Origin of the sequence: Leucobacter rhizosphaerae (assembly GCF_022919175.1) — a bacterium.
Taxonomy (GTDB): domain Bacteria; phylum Actinomycetota; class Actinomycetes; order Actinomycetales; family Microbacteriaceae; genus Leucobacter; species Leucobacter rhizosphaerae.
The window spans coordinates 111,770-130,172 of sequence record NZ_CP095043.1 but is presented as its reverse complement, the minus strand read 5'-3'; the positions used below and the strand labels follow the sequence as shown (position 1 = coordinate 130,172).

The following is an 18,403-nucleotide window of genomic DNA, read 5'->3' as shown; positions in this document are numbered from 1 at the left end:
ACACCCGCGTCGGATCCGATTCCGGCACCAGGAAAGGACAGCGATGAGCACCGCGGCCGCGCCCCCCTCCTCGAAGCCCCTCACCGAAAAGCAGCAGGCGATCCTCGAGTTCATCTCCCAGTCGGTCGAGTCGCGGGGGTACCCCCCGAGCATGCGGGAGATCGGTGACGCCGTCGGGTTGTCATCGCTCTCGAGCGTGACCCACCAGCTCAGTCGGCTCGAGCTCGCCGGGTTCATCCGCCGCGACCCGAACCGGCCGCGCGCGCTCGAGATCCTCGTCGAGCTGGCGAGCACCCGCAGCGCGGTCGATGAGGCTCCGCAGCAGCGCCCGGAGGAGACGGCCTTCGTGCCGCTCGTCGGCCACATCGCAGCGGGGGTGCCGATCACGGCGGATCAGCAGGTGGAGGAGCTCGTGCCGCTCCCCCGTCAGTTGGTGGGAGACGGACAGCTCTTCATGCTCCGGGTCGTGGGCGACTCGATGATCGACGCCGCCATCTGCGATCGCGACTTCGTCGTCGTCCGGCAGCAGCGGGAAGCGGAGAATGGGGACATCGTCGCGGCGATGCTCGACGGCGAGGCGACCGTCAAGGTCTTCCGCCGTCGCGACGGGCACACCTGGCTCCTCCCCCGCAACAGCGCGTTCGAGCCGATCCTCGGCGATCACGCCGAGGTGCTGGGCAAGGTCGTGGCGGTCTTCCGCTCGGTGTAATCCGCGCGCCTCACCCGGGCGCCGCGATGCTCCCTCGTCGGACCGCGTCAGCGCGACGCCGTCAGGCCGGCACGGCCAGCAAATGGAGCTCCCGAAGCACGGCGAGCACCTGCTCGTGGCGGTTGAAGGTGTAGAGGTGGATCGACGGCGCACCCCCGTCGAGCAGCTCCCGCGCCAGCTCGACCGCGTACTCGACGCCCAGTTCGGGAGCGAAACCGCCGGTCGCTTCCATTTCACGCTCGAGTTCGACGGGCGCCGGGCGGCCGGCGAGCGACGCGACCTTGCGGAGTTGCGCGCTCGTCGACACGGGCATGAGTCCCGGGAGTACCGGGATACGGAGCCCCGCGGATCGTGCATCCGCGACGAACCCGAGGTACTCCTCCGCCCGGAAGAAGAGCTGCGTGATGGCGAACTGCGCGCCCGCCTCCTGTTTCGTGATGAGCCAGTCGATGTCTTCGGAGCGGGATCGGGACAGCGGGTGACCGTTCGGGTACGCCGCCACCACCGTCCGCCCCACACTCGTGAAGTGCGGCCGCTCGCTGCGCACCTCGGCGATCAGCTCCAGCAGCTCGACCGAGCTGAGCGAACCGGCGACGGCGGGGTCGTCCTCGCCGAGCCCCCTCGGCGGGTCGCCCCGCAGCGCGAGGAAGTCGTGCACACCGGCATCCATGATGCGGTGGATCACCGACCGCACGGCGTCCCGGTCCTCGCCGACGGTCGTCAGGTGCGCCAGCGGCAGCGCATCCGTGTGGTTGCGCAGGTAGGTGAGCAGGTCGAGTGATGCGTCCCGGTTCGAGCCGTTCGCGCCGTACGTCACCGAGATGAAATCTGGCCCGACCGCGGACAGGTGCTGAACGGCGTGGCCGAGCGCCAGCGCGGCCGCGCCGCTCCGCGCGGGAAACACCTCGAACGAGAACCGAGCGCGCGTCGGCGCGCTGCCGGTCAGGAGCGTGGCGGTCACGATGCGGCGCCCCCCTCTGCGCCCGCGCCGGCCGTCGCGAGGCCGGCAGCACCGATCCCGGAGCCCCGAAGCTCCGCGGCAGCGAGTTCGGTCCCCCGGACCCGAGCCGCGATCTTCGCGAACGCGACCTCGCGGGCGAAGTCCGGAGAGCCGTGGCGCGGCTTCTCGTCGATGAGGTAGGGCGAGAACCCGCAGTCGTCCGTCGAGCCGAGCAGTTCGGCGGGGATGAACCGTGCCGCGCGCACGAGATGATCCCGGATCTCCTCCGCGGTCTCGAGCTTCGGGCTCGTCGGATTCGTCACGCCGATCAGCACCCGGGGCGACGGCCGGTCGGCAGCCCTCGTGCGCAGTTGACGCCCGATCAGACGCGCGACTCGATCCGGGTCCTCCTCACTCGCCGACTGCACGAGGAAGTATCCGGCGTCGATCTGGAAGAGCTCCGGGATGAGACCCGCGTAGTCGACGTCGGCGCTGTGCGCCGAGTCGTTGTCATTGCCCGGGCACGTGTGCACCCCCACCGCGAGACGCTGCTCCGGAGTGAGCCGGTCGAGCACTCGGTTGATGAGTTCGATGAACCCCGCGAGCGCGTGGGGTCCGGCCCAGGGCGCTCGCACGTCCCGGCGCAGAGCGAGCCGGCCCTCGGTGAAGTCGATCGACACCCGGCTCGCACCGGCGTCGAAGCAGCGCACGATGTCTTCTGCGCACCCGCGGACGACGTCCTCGAGGAACTCGGCGCGGGAGTAGTCGCCGAGCCCCTCCTCCGGCACCATCAACGACAGCATCGAGGGCGAGATGACCGCCTGCTTGAGCGGCCGCGACGTCTCGGCGCGCGCCGCACGGACGTCGTCGGCGGCCCACGCGTGGAAGGCGAAGGGCGCACGTGCGAGGCTCGGGATCACCCGGTGGTGCCCGTCCGCGAACACCGCGAACACCTGCCCCGCGTCGACGTCCTCGGTCCCGAGCGGATAGCTCGCGAAGCTCTGTCGACGCTGCTCGCCGTCGGTGATCACGGGTGAGCCGGTCTCCGCCATGCGCTGCAGGGTGTCGCGCACCGCGAGATCCTGCTCGGCACGCAGCTCGCTCAGCGGTGCGAGTCCCGTCTCGGCGTCGAGCACGGCACGCTGCAGGCGCGCGGGCCGCGGCAGGCTCCCGACCGGTTCGGTCGGCAGCGCATCGACGGGCCACGCGACGATGCCGGTGACGCCCGGCTCGGCGGCGGCGGGATCGCCGACGGACGCGCCGGGGACCGCGGTCCCCGGCGCGTCCGGACGATCGTCGTGAGGCGTCACACTAGGCCCCGCGGACCGCCTTGGCCGCCTGCACCAGGTTGGTGAGGCTCGCCACGGTCTCCTCGTAGCCGCGGGTCTTGAGCCCGCAGTCGGGGTTCACCCACAGCTGCTTGCCCGGAATGCGCTCCGCGGCGATCTTGATGAGCTCCGTCTGCTCCTCGACGCTCGGCACGCGGGGCGAGTGGATGTCGTAGACGCCCGGGCCGATGCCGCGCGAGTACCCGTGGTCGCCGAGCGGCTCCACCACGTCCATACGGCTGCGCGCGGCTTCGATGCTCGTGACATCGGCGTCGAGGCCGTCGACGGCGTCGATGATCTCACCGAATTCGGAGTAGCAGAGGTGCGTGTGGATCTGCACCTCCGGAGCGGCCCCGCCCGTTGCGAGACGGAACGCGCCGACCGACCAGTCGAGGTAGTCGCTCTGGCGATCCGCGTCGAGCGGCAGCAGCTCGCGGAGCGCGGGCTCGTCGACCTGCACGATGCCGATGCCGGCCGCCACGAGGTCGTCGATCTCGTCGCGGAGGGCGAGCGCCACCTGCGCGGCCGTGTCGCCGAGGGGCTGATCGTCGCGGACGAACGACCAGGCGAGGATCGTCACGGGGCCCGTCAGCATACCCTTCACGCGCTGCTCCGTGAGCGACTGCGCGTACGCAGACCAGGCCACCGTCATCGGGGCCGGGCGCGACACGTCACCCCAGAGGATCGACGGGCGCGTCGCCCGCGTGCCGTAGGACTGCACCCAGCCGTGCTCGGTGACCGCGAATCCGTCGAGCAGCTCAGCGAAGTACTGCACCATGTCGTTGCGCTCGGCCTCGCCGTGGACGAGGACGTCGAGGCCGATCTCCTCCTGGAGGCGGATCACGCGTGCGATCTCGTCGCGCAGAAAGCCGTCGTAGGCCTCCTGGTCGATCTCGCCGCGGGTGAACGCGGCGCGCGCCTTCCGGATCTCTCCGGTCTGGGGGAACGAACCGATCGTCGTGGTAGCGAGGTCGGGGATCCCGAGCGCCTGTTGCGCGTCGCGGCGCGCCTGCTCGTCGGCGCGATTGCGGTCGTCGCTCGTCACGGACGCGGCGCGATCCCGCACATCGCTGACCCGCACCCCGGGGGCTGCGGCACGGTCCTGGAGCACCCGGTCGACCTCGGCGAGCAACGCCTCGATCGCCTCGGCGCCCTCGGTGAGCCCCTGCGCAAGGGTGGCGACCTGCTCGACCTTCTGGTCCGCGAACGCGAGCCACGACTGCAGGCGGGCATCGAGCTTCGACTCGTCGGTCACGTCGTGCGGCACGTGCTGCAGGCTGTTCGAGGTGCCGACCACCACGTGCAGCCCGGCCTCGGTCAGCGCGGTGAGCTGAGCGAACGCCGCACGCAGGTCGGTGCGCCAGATGTTGCGGCCGTCGACCACGCCGGCGACGAGCTGGGTGCCGTCGAACGCGCTTGCGAGCGCACCCGATGCGAGTGCGTCCGCGGGCAGCGTGCCGCGGACCAGGTCGGCCTGCACGGCTTCGACCGGCAGCGCGCCGAGACGCGTCAGGGCGTCGGCGGAGTTGCCGTAGGGGGCGGTGATGAGGATCTGGGGGCGGGGCTCGACCGCGCCCAGCACGGCGTAGGCGCGCTCCACGAGCGCGAGCACCTCGGCGCGCGGCACCGAGAGGGAGTCGGAGACGAGTGCGGGCTCATCGAGCTGCACCCAGCCCGCACCCGCCGCCGCGAGCGACTGCAGCAGCTCGGCGTATACGGCGACGACCTCGTCGAGCCGCGAGATCGGGCTGAATCCCTCGGCCGCGCCGTCGGCCGCCTTCGCGAGCAGAAGGTAGGTGACGGGGCCGACGAGCACGGGGCGGGAATCGATCCCCTGCTCCGCGGCCTCCTGCAGCTGGGTCACGAGTGCCGCCGGGTTGGCGGCGAAGGCGGTCTGCTCATCGATCTCGGGAACGCTGTAGTGGTAGTTCGTGTCGAACCACTTCGTCATCTCGAGCGGCTGGTGATCCTTGTCACCGCGCGCGAGAGCGAACGTGATCTCCAGATCGCTTCCCGTGACGGCGCTGAAGCGGCCCGGGATCGCGCCGAGCGCGATCGTCGCGTCGAGCACCTGGTCGTAGAAGCTGAAGCTCTCGGGGACGGCGCCGCCCTGGGCCGGGAGCCCGAGTTCGACCAGCCGCGCGCGGGTCGCCGCCCGCAGCTCGCGTGCCGTGGCGGTCAGCTCGGCCTCGCTCGTGTTGCCCTTCCAGTAGGACTCGATCGCGCGCTTGAGCTCGCGGCGGCGACCCAGACGCGGGTACCCCAGAATCGTGGCGTTCGGCAGAGGTGTAGCGGGCATCGGTGTCCTTCGGCTCGGGAACGTGGCGCCAGGCGCCTCACGGGCCCCGACCACCACAAGCTACCAAGCACCTCGGACGCACCCGCGTTTGGTTGCGCTGTGTTACTCGCGCCGCTCGCCGTCGACGCGGCTCCCGTGCTCCCGGATCAGCCGCGGTCGACGTCGATCGTCTCGAACTCCAGGTACGGTTCGAGCTTCGACAGCATCTCCGCCGTTACGAACGCGCGGACCCGCGTGCCGGCCTCGACGTACTCCGTCGACACCACCCGGTTGCGCTCGTGGAGTTCGGCGACGATCTCACCGCGGTCGTACGGGACGACCACGGTCACCTCACGGTCGGGCACCGGGATCGCGGCGTCCACCCGCCGCCGGAGCTCCTCCACGCCCTCGCCCGTGCGCGCCGAGACGAACACGGCGTCGGGGGCGAGCCCGTGCAGCACGAGGCGCTGCGACTCGTCGATCAGGTCGGCCTTGTTGAACACGACGAGCTCGGGGATGTCCTGCGCATCGACCTCCGCAACCACGTCGCGCACGGTGCGCAGCTGCGCGACCGGATCCGGGTGGGAGCCGTCGACGACGTGCAGGATCACATCGGCGTCGCCGACCTCCTCGAATGTCGAGCGGAACGCCTCGACGAGCTGGTGCGGCAGGTTGCGCACGAATCCGACGGTGTCGGCGTAGGTGAAACGGCGTCCGTCGTCGGTCTCGGCGTGACGGATCGCCGTGTCGAGGGTCGCGAAGAGCTGGTTCTGCACGAGCTCCTGCGTGCCCGTCAGCCGATTCAGCAGGCTCGACTTGCCGGCGTTGGTGTACCCGGCGATCGCGACCGACGGCACCTCGCCGCGCTTGCGGTTCGCCCGCTTCGCCTCGCGTGCGGGTGCGAAGCCCTGGATCTGCTTGCGCAACTTCGACATGCGGGTGTGGATCTTCCGGCGATCCAGCTCCATCTTCGTCTCACCGGGGCCGCGCGAGCCCATGCCCGCGCCGGCGGATCCGACCTGGCCGCCCGCCTGCCGCGACATCGACTCGCCCCAGCCGCGCAGCCGCGGCAGCAGGTACTCGAGCTGCGCCAGTTCGACCTGGGCCTTCCCCTCACGACTCTTCGCGTGCTGGCTGAAGATGTCGAGGATCACCGCGGTGCGGTCGATCACCTTGACCTTCACCACGTCCTCCAGCGCGCGCCGCTGGCTCGGCGCGAGTTCGGTGTCGGCGATCACGGTATCGGCGCCCACGGCCGCGACGAGTTCCGCGAGCTCCTGGGCCTTGCCCTTGCCGAGGTAGGTGGCGGGATCCGGGTTCGCGCGTCGCTGCAGCAGGCCGTCGAGCACCACGGCTCCGGCCGTCTCGGCGAGTGCGGCCAACTCACGGAGCGAATTCTCCGCGTCCTCCGTCGAGCGCTGGGAGTAGATGCCGATGAGCACGACGTTCTCGATGCGGAGCTGCCGGTACTCGACCTCCGTGACGTCGTCGAGTTCGGTCGACAGCCCGGCGACGCGCTTGAGCGACGCGCGGTCGGCGCGCTCCATGCGAATCGCGTCGAGATCCTCCGCGAGCTGGTCGTGGGACTCGTCGCCGAGCGCCTGCGCACCGCTCGTGAGATCGCGGATCACCGTGGCGCCGCCGGCGCCCTCGGCGCGGGCGAGCACCCGGTCGAGCGGATCCTGCGAGGTGGTCGAGGGATCGCCTGCGGACCCCCGCGTCGGTGCCGTGCTGGAGTCTCGGTCTGCTGAAGATCGTTGTGTCATCTGGCCTCCAGTGTACGTGCGGGGTCCGGGATCGCGCACGGCCTGTTCACTCAGGGCGCAGCAGCGGCGCGACACCCGAGGCCTGGGATACTGGAGGGGTGAACCAGCACTACTTCTCCGAGTCCCCCGCGGGCGACTTCACGACCCGCGAGATCGAGGTGGTGCTCGCGGGCGCCCCGCGCTCGGTCGTCACCGCGGGCGGCGTCTTCAGCCCCGAGCACCTCGACCGGGGCACCGCGATCCTCCTCCGCGAGCTTCCGGAGGCCGTGGGCGACGGCCCGGTCCTCGACATCGGCTCCGGTTGGGGTCCGATCGCGCTGAGCGCGGCCCTCGAGGCGCCGGACCGCGAGGTGTGGGCGATCGACGTGAACGAGCGGTCGCGCGACTTGACCCGGCTCAACGCCGAGCGCCTGGGGCTCGCGAACCTCCGGATCAGCGCACCCGAGGAGGTGCCGGCCGAGCTGCGGTTCTCGGAGATCCGGTCGAACCCGCCGATCCGGGTCGGCAAGGACGCACTGCACGGGATCCTGCAGCAGTGGCTCCCCCGGCTCGCTCCCGACGGCGTCGCGCACCTCGTGGTCGCGAAGCACCTCGGTGCCGACTCGCTGCAGCGCTGGATCGCCGCCGAGTTCCCGGAGCTGGACGTCGCCCGTGTGGCGCGCGACAAGGGCTTCCACGTCATCGCCGCAGCGCGGCAGGATCGCGCCGCCTAGGCCTCCGGCAGCTCGATCTCGCCCCGGTAGACGAGTTCGGCCGGCCCGGAGAGCGAGACGTGCTCCCCCTCCTCGGTCGGGAACATGCGCACCGCAAGGCGGCCGCCGGGCACGTCGACCCGCCAGTGGTTCGGCATGCCATCGCCACCCCAGTGCCGGAACGCGAGTGCCGCCGCCGCCGTGCCGGTGCCGCAGGAGAGGGTCTCGCCCACTCCGCGCTCGTGCACGCGCATGCGGATGCGGCCGACGCCGTCGGCGATGAGCGGATCCTCGGGCACGACGAACTCGACGTTCGCGCCGAGCTCGGCGACCGGGTCGAGCGCCGGGATCTGCGTCAGGTCGACGGCATCCAGCTCACCGGCGTGGGCGAGCGCGGTCACGACGTGCGGGTTGCCGAGATCGATCCCGAGCCCCGGTCGCGCCACATCGAGTCCGCGGGCCGCGACGAGGCGCTCCGCATCCAGGCGCCAGCGTCCGAGATCAACGGTGTACCCGCTCACACCGGCCAGCACGTCCTTGACGCCCGAGCGGGTGCCGATCGGCAGGGTGTCGCGCCGCTCGGGTGCGACGAGGCCCTCCGAGATCAGGTAGTGCGCGTACACCCGGACGCCGTTGCCGCACATCTCGGCCGGAGTGCCGTCAGCGTTCCAGTAGTCCATGAACCACTCGGCCTCGGGCTCCTCGGCCAGGCTCGCGGCGCCCTCCGCGATCGCACGGGATCGCACCGCGCGGATCACTCCGTCGGCGCCGACGCCGAAGCGGCGATCGCAGAGGAAGCGGATCTGCTCCGGCGTGAGATCGCGCTCACCGTCCGGGTCGGTGAAGAGCACGAAGTCGTTGCCGGTGCCGTGACCCTTGGTGAAGGAGAGTGCCGTCATGCCCTCAGTCTACGGGGCCGTGCTGGGGCGCCGACATGCCCAGAGGTTCCGCCACGCGGTTCTCACCGGTCATGCGGATGGAACTGGTCTGTGCCATCCGCATCAGGTGCATGATCCGCATGGTCGGCGCCAACGTCACGGCAGTTCCACCCCGGTGAGCTCCGGCGCGTCGAGCCACTCCACGTCGGTGTAGCGCTTGAACCAGCTCACCTGGCGCCGCGCGTACCGGCGCGTGAGGGCCTGGGTTTCGGCGATTGCCTCCGCCTGCGGCTGCCGGCCGGCCAGCTGTGCGAGTGCCTGGGCGTAGCCGATGGCGCGGCTCGCCGTCGGCCCACGTTCGATGCCGCGCGGGATCAGCCCTCGCACCTCGTCGAGCAGCCCATCGGCCCACATGCCCTCGACACGGCGATCCAGCCGCTCGACGAGCTCGGCGCGCTCCGCCCGCACCCCGAGGATCCGGGTCCCCGGCTGCCATACGGTCGGTTCCTCGGGCAGCGCACCGGTGGCCGACTCGCCCAGGGCGTGCAGCTCGAGGGCGCGCACCACGCGGCGGCCGTTGCGCGCGTCCACGGCCGCCGCCGCCGCCGGGTCGAGCTCCTGCAGCCGCGTGAAGAGCGCTCCCACACCGAGGGTCTCCAGTTCGGTTTCCAGCGCGGCCCGCAGGGCATGATCGCGCGGCCGGAACCGGAAGTCGAAGATCGCACTCGACACGTACAGCCCGGATCCTCCGACGAGGATCGCGTCGGCGCCGCGCGCCTGGATGTCCGCGACGCACGCGCGCGCGGCGGGCTGGAACCACGCGACCGTCGCCTCCTCGGTGGGGTCGAGCACGTCGAAGAGATGGTGCGGGATCCCCCGCCGCTCCGGGACCGGCAGCTTGGCGGTGCCGATGTCCATGCCGCGGTAGAACTGCATGGCGTCGGCGTTCACGATCTCCGCAGCACGACCGCGCGCAGCGAGCGCCTCCACGAGGTCGAGCGAGAGCGCGGACTTGCCGGTCCCGGTCGCGCCGACGATTGCCCACAGCCGTGGCGGCGTCGCTCCGGTCATCGCGCGCGCAGGGTCGGCAGCCCGAGGCTGACGACCGCCGGCGACGACGCAGCCGTTCCCCCGCCGGCAGGCGACGCCGGGACCCCGCAGCTCTCGGCCTGCCGGCGATCGTGGGCGTCGCCCGCGCGCGTCCGTCGCAGGGCGTACACGCCGGGGACGACGTCGGCGATGAGGAAGTGCGGCGCGGCCTCAGTGATCTGCACGGTCACGACGTCACCGGGCCGGGGCTCTTCAGCGCCGTCGGGAACCGCGAAGTGCACCAGCCGGTTGTCCTCCGAGCGCCCGGAGAGTCGCCGCCGCGTCGTGTCCTTGCGCCCCTCACCCACGGACACGAGCACCTGCACCGTCTCGCCGATCTGAGCCTGGTTCTCCGCCAGGGACATGCGCTCCTGGAGCGCGTGCAGGCGTTCGTAACGCTCCTGCACCACGGCCTTAGGCACCTGATCGGACATGGTCGCGGCCGGGGTGCCGGGGCGGATCGAGTACTGGAAGGTGAACGCGCTCGCGAAACGCGACGCCTCGACGACGCGCATCGTCTCGGCGAAGTCCTCCTCGGTCTCGCCGGGGAACCCCACGATGATGTCGGTGGTGATGGCGGCATTCGGGATCCGCTCGCGGACCTGCTCGAGGATGCGCAGGAACTTCGCCGAGCGGTAGGAGCGCCGCATGGATTTGAGGATCGCGTCGGAGCCCGACTGCAGCGGCATGTGGAGCGAGGGCATCACGTTGGGCGTCTCCGCCATCGCCGCGATGACGTCCTCGGTGAATGCCGCGGGGTGCGGGCTCGTGAAGCGCACCCGCTCGAGCCCCTCGATCCCGCCCATCGCCCGGAGCAGCTTGCCGAAGGCCTGGCGGTCGCCGAACTCGACGCCGTAGGTGTTGACGTTCTGCCCGAGGAGGGTGACCTCGATCGCGCCGTCATCGACGAGCGCCTGCACCTCGGCGAGAATGTCGCCGGGGCGGCGGTCCTTCTCCTTGCCGCGCAGGGCCGGAACGATGCAGAACGTGCACGTGTTGTTGCAGCCGACCGAGATCGAGACCCAGCCGCTGGAGGCGGAGTCGCGCTTCGTCGGCAGCGTCGACGGGAAGACCTCGAGCGACTCGAGGATCTCGACCTGCGCTTCGTGGTTGTGCCGGGCGCGCTCGAGCAGGGTCGGCAGGGATCCCATGTTGTGGGTGCCGAACACCACGTCGACCCAGGGCGCCTTCTCGACGATCGTGCCCTGATCCTTCTGCGCCAGGCAGCCGCCGACCGCGATCTGCATGCCGTCCCGCTCGCGCTTCACCCCGGCCAGGTACCCGAGGTTGCCGTAGAGCTTGTTCGCCGCGTTCTCGCGGACCGCGCAGGTGTTGATCACGATCACGTCCGCCTGCTCCGCGTCGTCCGCCGCGATGTACCCGGCGGCCTCCAGCGACCCTGACAGGCGCTCCGAGTCGTGCACGTTCATCTGGCAGCCGAGGGTGCGGACGGTGTAGCTCCGCGGGCTGCCGTCCGGTCGCAGCGCCGCCGGGGAACGGTCGATCACGGTGGGGTCAGATGCTGCGGAACTCATACACCCGATTCTATTGCGCCGCGAGCGGGCGATAGCTCAGCGGAAGCGCACGCCGCTGCCACCGCCGCGGGGTCGCGGGGCGGCGGCATCGAGGGCCTCGCGCACCGCTCGCATGGCGGGTTCGCCCGACCAGCCACGCCGGGCGAGAAAGCCGAGCAGGCGGCGCTCCGCGGTCGGCCGGTCGAGATCGCGCAGCGTGCGGGCGCGGTCCGCCGCGGCTCGGCGCAGAAGCGCGATCTCGTCCTCGTCGTCGAGCTCATCGAGGGCAGCCTCGATCGCGGCGTCCGCGAGCTTGCGCGCGCGGAGCTTCGTGCGGATCTGCGCGCGGCTCGCCCGTTTGGCCTCGCGGAGCTTCTCCGTGAGTACCCGCGCCAAGCCGACGTCGTCGAGGTACAGGCTGCGTTCGAACTCCTCGACGACCGTTTCGACCTCGTACGCGTCGTGACCCAGCCGCAGGAGCTCCTCCCGGAGCTCACCGCTCGAGCGCGCCTTGCGCGCCAGCAGCCGCACCCCGTCTTCGTTCGCGCTCCGCTCGGGGCCAAGCGCGCTCGCTTCTGACGCGTCGAAGTCGTCCGCCGACTCCGCGCCCTCCGCCGGGAGCGTGGCTGCCGGCTCGTCGAGCTCCGCCGCAGCCGTGGCAGCCGGCTCCGCGCGCTCCGCAGCACGGCCGAAATCCGCCCGCACGACATTGCTCGGCTCGGAGGCGTCGACCGCACTGCGCTTCGGGGTACCCACGGCACTGATCACGGACGGGTCACCGCTCGCCGCGGACTCGTCACCGCTCGCCGCGGACTCGTCACCACCCGCTGACTCGCCGGCTGGCTCGTCCCCGGTCGACCCGGGCACGCGCCACTTGGCGTGGCTCAGGAGCGAACGGAGCTCGATGACCTCCGCGAGGTCGGTACGGTCACCACCCGGTGGGGACGCATCCCCACCGGGTGGTGGGAGAAACCGTACGGCCATGCGAGCCTAGGCGCTCGCGCGCTTGGTCGCGGGAGTGGCGGCGGGCGCTGCCGGGGCGGTCGCGGCCGTCTCAGCGGGTGCCTCAGCGGTCTCACCACGGCCGTTGACGCCGAGCTTGGTGAGGATCTTCTCCTCGATCTCCGCCGCGACGTCGGTGTGCTCGATGAGGAACCGGCGGGCGTTCTCCATGCCCTGGCCCAGCTGATCGCCCTCGTAGGTGAACCACGCGCCGCTCTTCTTGATGAAGCCGTGCTCGACGCCGTAGTCGATCAGCGACCCCTCGCGGGAGATGCCGATGCCGTAGAGGATGTCGAACTCCGCCTGCTTGAACGGCGGCGCCATCTTGTTCTTGACGACCTTCACCCGCGTTCGGTTGCCCACCGCGTCGCTGCCATCCTTCAGGGTCTGGATGCGACGGATGTCGAGTCGCACCGACGCGTAGAACTTCAGCGCCTTGCCGCCCGAGGTCGTCTCCGGGCTGCCGAAGAAGACGCCGATCTTCTCGCGCAGCTGGTTGATGAAGATGCAGGTGGTCTTCGTGGCGTTCAGGCTGCCGGTGATCTTCCGGAGCGCCTGCGACATGAGACGAGCCTGGAGGCCGACGTGACTGTCGCCCATCTCGCCGTCGATCTCCGCCTTCGGCACGAGCGCCGCGACGGAGTCGACGACCACGAGGTCGACCGACCCGGAGCGGATGAGCATGTCCGCGATCTCCAGCGCCTGCTCCCCCGTGTCGGGCTGGGCGACGAGCAGGGCGTCGATGTCGACTCCGAGCTTCTTCGCGTACTCGGGATCGAGTGCGTGCTCGGCGTCGATGAAGGCCGCAATGCCGCCGGCGCGCTGCGCGTTCGCGATGGCGTGGAGCGTGAGCGTCGTCTTGCCGGAGGACTCGGGGCCGTAGATCTCGATGATGCGCCCGCGCGGGAGCCCTCCGATCCCCAGCGCCACGTCCAGTGCGACGGAGCCCGTGGGAATGACCTCGACGGGGGCCCGCTCCTGGCTGCCCATGCGCATGATCGCGCCCTTGCCGAAGTTCCGATCGATCTGCGCGAGGGCGGCCTCGAGTGCCTTTTCGCGATCCTTGACTGCTGCCATGTGCTGTTCCTTTGCTCTGCGCGGCGGAGCCGCTGGGTTGCTGCCTAGAGGCTGTCTTGACCCCGCGGGACGGGGCAGACAAGGCACGGGTTACCAACGATTCCCACCCTAAGAGCCACCCCCGACATTGACGGTCGGAGCGGTGGATCCGTGGATGGATCAGCGATTGGTTCGCCTGTGGACGAAGGTAGCACCATTCGAACACATCTTCGAACAGCAGGTCGGCGTGTCGCGCGCGGTGTGACTGCGCTCAGTCGGTGCGCGGATCCCGCAGCCCGCGCCCGTGCCGGCGCTCCACGGGCACTTCAAGATCGACGCAGAGCGCCTGCCAGATCTCGCGCGCCGCCACCCCGCGGTCCAGCGCGTCCTGCGCCGTGCCGCCCAGCGCGGTGATCCAGTGATCCCGGATCACCACACTCGCGTACTCCGGGCCGAACTCGGCGGCACACGCCCGTCGGAACTCGCTCAACCGCATCACGGCCCCCTTACTCCTCTGCACCCGTCCACCGACATCGCAAAGCGCCCGGTCCACCTGGGACCGGGCGCCTGCGATGTGCGCGCAATACGCGCATTCGTCTGTGCGAACTACGACACCAGCGGGCTACGACACCAGCTGGGCGGCGTAGCCGGACATGAGCTCCGCCGGCACCGTGTCGGGGACCCGGCCGGGGAGCGGGATCGACAGACCCTCAACCACTGCGAGCCGTTCGCTCACCTCGCCCATGATCACGGACAAGGGCGTATCGAGCGCATCCGCCACCGCCGCGAGAATCTCGCTCGACGCTTCCTTCTGGCCGCGCTCGACCTCACTCAGGTACCCGAGTGCCACACTCGCTTCACCGGCGACCTGTCGAAGCGTGCGCCCCTTCTGCAAGCGGAAGTCACGGAGTACGTCGCCGATCTCTTGACGCATCAGCACCATGTGTACCCTCCTTCGCTCGCACGATCTGACGATCGTGCTTCAACCCTACCCGCTCGGCCGCGAGATCGCTTCCGGCGGAACGCCATCTCTGCTCGGTGGCGTCACTGGGAGTAACTCAGAGACTATCCCGCGTATTCCTGAAACTTTGCTGAACTTGAGCCGGATCGACTCAAGTTGCATGGAACTCGGGGGTCACATTCAGGAATCACCGCGAAGGGATCGCCGCGAGCCACTCGGCGGCGAGACCCAGGGCCGCTTCGACCGCCGCGCGGCGGATCGCCGGCCGGTCCCCGTTGCACCGGACCGACACGGCCCCGGTGCGATCCCGCAGGCTCAAGCCGACCCACACCACACCGGCGGGCTGCCCGGACTGGGGGTCGGGATCCGGCCCGGCCACCCCGGTCGTCGCAATGCCGAGCTCCACGGGAGCATCGGGGCGCGCGCAGGCGACCCGTACACCCGCCGCCATCTGCTCTGCCACCTGCGCATCTACGGGACCGCGCAGCCGCAGCAGGTCCGCGTCGACACCCACCAGGGTGTGCTTGAGCGCCGTGTCGTAGGCCACGATGCCACCCGCGAAGACCCGGGAGGCGCCCGGGACCGAGACGAACGCGTCGGCCAAAAGTCCTCCGGTGAGGGACTCCGCGACTGCGACCCGGACACCCCGCGCCTCGGCGAGCGCCAGCACGCGCTGACCCGAGGTCGTCCGCGCGTCCGGCCCGGTCATGAGGCCCGCTTCCCTCCGCGGACGAAGCCGATGATGTAGTCGATGCCGCTCGCGATCGTCAGCACCACGGCGATCGTCATCGTGATGATATTGAGCCAGATGGCCACGGGCGCGGCCGCTCCGAGGACACTCGCGAGGGGCAACAGCGCCAGGGTGATCGCCACCGACTGCGCGACCGTCTTCAGCTTTCCCATCCAGGCCGCCGCCATCACGACGTCGCGAGCCACCATCAACCGGTGCACGGTGATGCCGATCTCTCGAACGAGGACGACGATCGTGACCCACCAGGGCAGCTCGTGGAGGATCGACAGGCCCACGAGCGCGGCACCGGTGAGGAACTTATCCGCGATGGGGTCGAGCAGCTTGCCGAGGTTTGTGATGAGCCCGCGGGATCGCGCGATGTGCCCGTCCCAGGCGTCCGTCGCGATGGCCACGACGAAAAAGGCGGCCGCGGCCCAGCGCCACGGCCCGAGCTCGCCGTTGTCGGCCAGCAGCATCCACAAGAAGAAGGGGGTGGCGATGATCCGCGCGGTCGTGATGATGTTCGGGGCGTTCCAGTTGCTCACGGGAGCCGCGGCCGTCACGAGTCGCGTCCCGTCAGCTGCCAGGCGTCCTCATCGGGCTCACCCTCGACCTCATCGAGTGTCGCTTGATACTTGGCCACGGGATCGTCGTAGCGGTCATCGATGGTGTCGTCGGACGCGCCAGACTCCGTGAGCGGATCGATCACGTCGGTGGCCCCCTCCGCATCGGCCGGCGCGCTCGGCGCGACCGCGGGTGCCAGTGCCTGGGTCGGCGCGGCAGGAGCGGACGCCGGCGCAGCAGGCGCGGCCGGTGCGGGAGCGGGCGACCCCTTGATCCGACCGAGCACCTCTGCGAGCTGATCCGGTGTCACGAGCACATCGCGGGCTTTGGAGCCCTCCGAGGGTCCGACGATGTCGCGGGACTCCATGAGGTCCATGAGGCGACCGGCTTTCGCGAACCCGACACGGAGCTTCCGCTGCAGCATCGAGGTCGAGCCGAACTGCGAGGTGACGACCAATTCGACGGCGGCGAGCAGCACGTCGAGATCGTCGCCGATATCCGCGTCGATCTCCTTCTTCTCGGCGGCCTGCGCGACATCCGCCCGGTACTCGGGGCGCGCCTGCGCCTTCACGTGTGCGACCACGCGGTTGATCTCGGACTCCTCGACCCACGCGCCCTGCACCCGGAGCGCGGAGGAGGTTCCCATGGGCAGGAAAAGCCCGTCACCCTGGCCGATGAGGCGGTCCGCGCCGGGCTGGTCGAGGATGACGCGGGAGTCGGTGACCGACGCGACCGCGAACGCCAGGCGGCTCGGCACGTTTGCCTTGATGAGGCCGGTCACCACGTCGACCGAGGGCCGCTGCGTCGCGAGCACGAGGTGAATACCCGAGGCGCGGGCCAGCTGGGTGATGCGGACGATCGAGTCCTCGACGTCGCGCGGTGCGACCATCATGAGGTCCGCGAGTTCGTCCACGACGACCAGCAGGTAGGGGTACGGCTTGAGCACCCGCTGGCTGCCCTCCGGCAGCACGATGCCGCCGGAGCGCACGGCCTTGTTGAACTCGTCGATGTGCTTGAACCCGAAGCTCTCGAGGTCGTCGTAGCGCATGTCCATCTCTTTGACGACCCACTGCAGCGCCTCGGCCGCCTTCTTCGGGTTCGTGATGATGGGGGTGATGAGGTGCGGCACGCCCTGGTAGACGGTGAGCTCGACGCGCTTCGGGTCGACGAGCACCATACGGACCTCCGCCGGGGTCGCGCGCATGAGCAGGCTCGTGATCATCGAGTTCACGAAGCTCGACTTGCCCGAACCGGTCGATCCCGCGACGAGCAGGTGCGGCATCTTCGCGAGGTTGGCCACGACGAATCCGCCGGAGACGTCCTTGCCGACGCCGATCGTGAGCGGGTGCGGGCTGCGCTGGGCCTTCGCGGAGCGCAGCACGTCGCCGAGCGCGACATTCTCGCGATCCTTGTTCGGGATCTCGATGCCGATGGCGCTCTTGCCCGGGATCGGCGAGAGGATCCGCACCTCGTTCGAGGCGACCGCGTACGACAGGTTGCGCGACAGCGCCGTCACCTTTTCGACCTTGACGCCGGGGCCGAGCTCGACCTCGTACTGCGTCACGGTCGGGCCTCGGGAGAACCCGGTCACATTCGCGTCGACCTTGAACTCCTCGAAGACGCGGGCGATGGCGGCCATGATGACGTCGTTCGCCTCGGTGCGCGCCTTGGGCGCGTCTCCGGCGGACAGCGTCGCCTGATCCGGGAGGTGGTACTCGACCTGGGTCGGCTCGTGCGGCGGCGCGACGACGAAGGGGGTGGTCGTCGCGGGGTCCTCGGAGGCGGGCAGCGCCGTCGTGGTCGATTCGTCGACGCCCCAGGAGTCGTCGTTCAGCCCGGAGGCCGGGGTGATCCCGGCAGCCTGCACCGCGGCCTCGGCCTGATCCAGCTCGTCAAAGAGATCCGTGGGGAAAACGCCGGTCGCCGGTTCCGGGGCGAGCGCGGAGTCGAAGGCGTGGCTCGCGTCGACCGCCGATCCGTCGAGCGCACTCTCGAGCGCGTCCTGATCGCCCGCGTACTCCGGGTCTTCCTCGCGGCCCGAGCTGTTGCGACGCCACCACGGCACCGAGCCGACGTCGCCCTCCTGCTCGTCGAGATCGAAGAGGGTGTTGTCCTTCCGCGCGCTGCGGCGCTCGCGCGCCGTCGGCTGCGGGCTCGCCTCGGCGTCCTCGGCCGACGCGTCTCCCACGCCGAACAGGAACGCGTAGGCCTCCCCCAGTCGGCGCACGATGCGCCCGGGAGGCGTCTTGGTGATGATGAGGATGGAGAAGGCCAGCAGGAGCGACAGCACGGGCGTCGCCACCCACACCGTGAGCGCGAGCAGCGGGGCCCCGACCATCCATCCGAGGAGCCCGCCGGCCTCCGCCAGCGCGAGCATGCCCTCGCTCGGCGTGGGACGCCCGCCGTAGACGTGCGTGAGGCCCGCGATGCTCGTGATGGCGAGGAAGAGCCCGATGGCGATGCGCCGATTGTCGTTGACGCTCGACGGGTGGTTGAAGAGCCACAGCGCGAACCCGACCATGATGATGGGCAGGCCGAAGGCCACGCGCCCGAAGAGCCCGCCGAAGGTCCACGCGTCGAGCTGCAGGGCGACCGGCTGCCCGATGAGGAACCACTCGACGACGGCGCCGATCACGGCGAGCAGGACGAGCAGCATCGGGATCCCGTCGCGGCGATCCTCACTCGCGAGCGGCTCCAGCCGGAATGCCCGTGCGGCACCCCCGACGGCGTGCGCGAGACCGTTCCAGGCGCGCACGAGCACGCCCTCGGTCGGTTCCGCCTCCGCGAGCACCCGCGTGCGAGCGCTCGTCTGCGTACCGGTGCTCCGGGAACCCCGGGCTGCGGGCTTCCCAGATTTTCCGCGCGACGAAGCTTTGGTGGCCATGAGACGAGGGTA

Annotated in this window: 16 protein-coding genes; 2 read left to right on the top strand and 14 right to left on the bottom strand. The window is 70.5% G+C overall.

Annotation, left to right across the window (positions count from 1 at the left end):
* Nucleotides 1-43: 43 nt before the first annotated feature.
* Complete coding sequence (gene lexA / locus MUN76_RS00615) at nt 44-709, top strand: transcriptional repressor LexA (protein ID WP_244686238.1); 666 nt, start codon at nt 44-46, stop codon at nt 707-709.
* A 61-nt stretch (nt 710-770) separates the two neighbouring features.
* Here lexA and MUN76_RS00610 read toward each other — a convergent pair whose 3' ends face one another.
* From MUN76_RS00610 to hflX, 4 genes are all read right to left on the bottom strand, one after another.
* On the bottom strand, nt 771-1,670 hold the full coding sequence (locus MUN76_RS00610) for a methylenetetrahydrofolate reductase (RefSeq protein WP_244686237.1): 900 nt from the start codon (nt 1,668-1,670) through the stop codon (nt 771-773).
* A complete protein-coding gene (locus tag MUN76_RS00605) occupies nt 1,667-2,959 on the bottom strand; it encodes a uroporphyrinogen decarboxylase/cobalamine-independent methonine synthase family protein (RefSeq protein ID WP_244686235.1) in 1,293 nt (430 codons plus the stop codon). Before MUN76_RS00605 ends, MUN76_RS00610 begins: the two co-directional genes overlap by 4 nt.
* A gap of 1 nt (nt 2,960) precedes the next feature.
* On the bottom strand, nt 2,961-5,276 hold the full coding sequence (metE, locus tag MUN76_RS00600; RefSeq protein ID WP_244686233.1) for a 5-methyltetrahydropteroyltriglutamate--homocysteine S-methyltransferase: 2,316 nt from the start codon (nt 5,274-5,276) through the stop codon (nt 2,961-2,963).
* A 146-nt stretch (nt 5,277-5,422) separates the two neighbouring features.
* A complete protein-coding gene (hflX, locus tag MUN76_RS00595; protein ID WP_244686231.1) occupies nt 5,423-7,021 on the bottom strand; it encodes a GTPase HflX in 1,599 nt (532 codons plus the stop codon).
* A gap of 98 nt (nt 7,022-7,119) precedes the next feature.
* Between hflX and MUN76_RS00590 the strand changes: the two genes are divergently transcribed.
* Complete coding sequence (locus MUN76_RS00590) at nt 7,120-7,734, top strand: class I SAM-dependent methyltransferase (RefSeq protein ID WP_244686230.1); 615 nt, start codon at nt 7,120-7,122, stop codon at nt 7,732-7,734.
* Here the strand turns inward: MUN76_RS00590 and dapF are convergent.
* From dapF to MUN76_RS00540, 10 genes are all read right to left on the bottom strand, one after another.
* Nucleotides 7,731-8,612 (bottom strand): diaminopimelate epimerase, encoded by an 882-nt coding sequence (dapF, locus tag MUN76_RS00585; protein ID WP_244686228.1) that lies wholly within the window; start codon nt 8,610-8,612, stop codon nt 7,731-7,733. The two genes, MUN76_RS00590 and dapF, sit on opposite strands and share 4 nt — an antisense overlap.
* 135 nt (nt 8,613-8,747) lie before the next feature.
* Nucleotides 8,748-9,662, bottom strand: a complete 915-nt coding sequence (gene miaA / locus MUN76_RS00580; protein WP_244686226.1) for a tRNA (adenosine(37)-N6)-dimethylallyltransferase MiaA — start codon at nt 9,660-9,662, stop codon at nt 8,748-8,750.
* Nucleotides 9,659-11,215, bottom strand: a complete 1,557-nt coding sequence (gene miaB / locus MUN76_RS00575) for a tRNA (N6-isopentenyl adenosine(37)-C2)-methylthiotransferase MiaB (protein ID WP_244686224.1) — start codon at nt 11,213-11,215, stop codon at nt 9,659-9,661. Before miaB ends, miaA begins: the two co-directional genes overlap by 4 nt.
* 36 nt (nt 11,216-11,251) lie before the next feature.
* Complete coding sequence (locus MUN76_RS00570) at nt 11,252-12,178, bottom strand: regulatory protein RecX (RefSeq protein ID WP_244686222.1); 927 nt, start codon at nt 12,176-12,178, stop codon at nt 11,252-11,254.
* Between the two features lie 6 nt (nt 12,179-12,184).
* Nucleotides 12,185-13,273, bottom strand: coding sequence for a recombinase RecA (gene recA, locus MUN76_RS00565; protein ID WP_244686220.1), 1,089 nt, complete (start codon nt 13,271-13,273; stop codon nt 12,185-12,187).
* A 250-nt stretch (nt 13,274-13,523) separates the two neighbouring features.
* Nucleotides 13,524-13,748 carry a DUF3046 domain-containing protein gene (locus tag MUN76_RS00560; RefSeq protein WP_244686218.1) on the bottom strand — a complete coding sequence of 75 codons (225 nt, stop codon included), beginning with the start codon at nt 13,746-13,748 and terminating at the stop codon, nt 13,524-13,526.
* A 126-nt stretch (nt 13,749-13,874) separates the two neighbouring features.
* Nucleotides 13,875-14,195: a helix-turn-helix domain-containing protein gene (locus MUN76_RS00555; RefSeq protein WP_244686217.1), complete on the bottom strand. Its 321-nt coding sequence runs from the start codon at nt 14,193-14,195 to the stop codon at nt 13,875-13,877.
* A 205-nt stretch (nt 14,196-14,400) separates the two neighbouring features.
* Entirely contained in the window at nt 14,401-14,922 is a 522-nt protein-coding gene (locus MUN76_RS00550) for a CinA family protein (RefSeq protein WP_244686215.1), read from the bottom strand.
* Nucleotides 14,919-15,488, bottom strand: coding sequence for a CDP-diacylglycerol--glycerol-3-phosphate 3-phosphatidyltransferase (pgsA, locus tag MUN76_RS00545; RefSeq protein ID WP_244686213.1), 570 nt, complete (start codon nt 15,486-15,488; stop codon nt 14,919-14,921). The genes MUN76_RS00550 and pgsA overlap by 4 nt, the downstream gene beginning before the upstream one ends.
* Nucleotides 15,489-15,502: 14 nt before the next feature.
* Entirely contained in the window at nt 15,503-18,391 is a 2,889-nt protein-coding gene (locus MUN76_RS00540) for an FtsK/SpoIIIE family DNA translocase (RefSeq protein ID WP_244686212.1), read from the bottom strand.
* Nucleotides 18,392-18,403 lie beyond the last annotated feature (12 nt).

Excerpts from the sequence above, each read along its gene's own strand:
- lexA (WP_244686238.1), top strand. The coding sequence starts at position 44 with ATGAGCACCGCGGCCGCGCCCCCCTCCTCGAAGCCCCTCACCGAAAAG.
- miaA (WP_244686226.1), bottom strand. The coding sequence starts at position 9,662 with ATGACCGGAGCGACGCCGCCACGGCTGTGGGCAATCGTCGGCGCGACC.
- MUN76_RS00540 (WP_244686212.1), bottom strand. The coding sequence starts at position 18,391 with ATGGCCACCAAAGCTTCGTCGCGCGGAAAATCTGGGAAGCCCGCAGCC.
- MUN76_RS00570 (WP_244686222.1), bottom strand. The coding sequence starts at position 12,178 with ATGGCCGTACGGTTTCTCCCACCACCCGGTGGGGATGCGTCCCCACCG.
- MUN76_RS00550 (WP_244686215.1), bottom strand. The coding sequence starts at position 14,922 with ATGACCGGGCCGGACGCGCGGACGACCTCGGGTCAGCGCGTGCTGGCG.
- hflX (WP_244686231.1), bottom strand. The coding sequence starts at position 7,021 with ATGACACAACGATCTTCAGCAGACCGAGACTCCAGCACGGCACCGACG.
- recA (WP_244686220.1), bottom strand. The coding sequence starts at position 13,273 with ATGGCAGCAGTCAAGGATCGCGAAAAGGCACTCGAGGCCGCCCTCGCG.
- metE (WP_244686233.1), bottom strand. The coding sequence starts at position 5,276 with ATGCCCGCTACACCTCTGCCGAACGCCACGATTCTGGGGTACCCGCGT.
- miaB (WP_244686224.1), bottom strand. The coding sequence starts at position 11,215 with ATGAGTTCCGCAGCATCTGACCCCACCGTGATCGACCGTTCCCCGGCG.
- MUN76_RS00560 (WP_244686218.1), bottom strand. The coding sequence starts at position 13,748 with ATGCGGTTGAGCGAGTTCCGACGGGCGTGTGCCGCCGAGTTCGGCCCG.
- MUN76_RS00555 (WP_244686217.1), bottom strand. The coding sequence starts at position 14,195 with ATGGTGCTGATGCGTCAAGAGATCGGCGACGTACTCCGTGACTTCCGC.
- dapF (WP_244686228.1), bottom strand. The coding sequence starts at position 8,612 with ATGACGGCACTCTCCTTCACCAAGGGTCACGGCACCGGCAACGACTTC.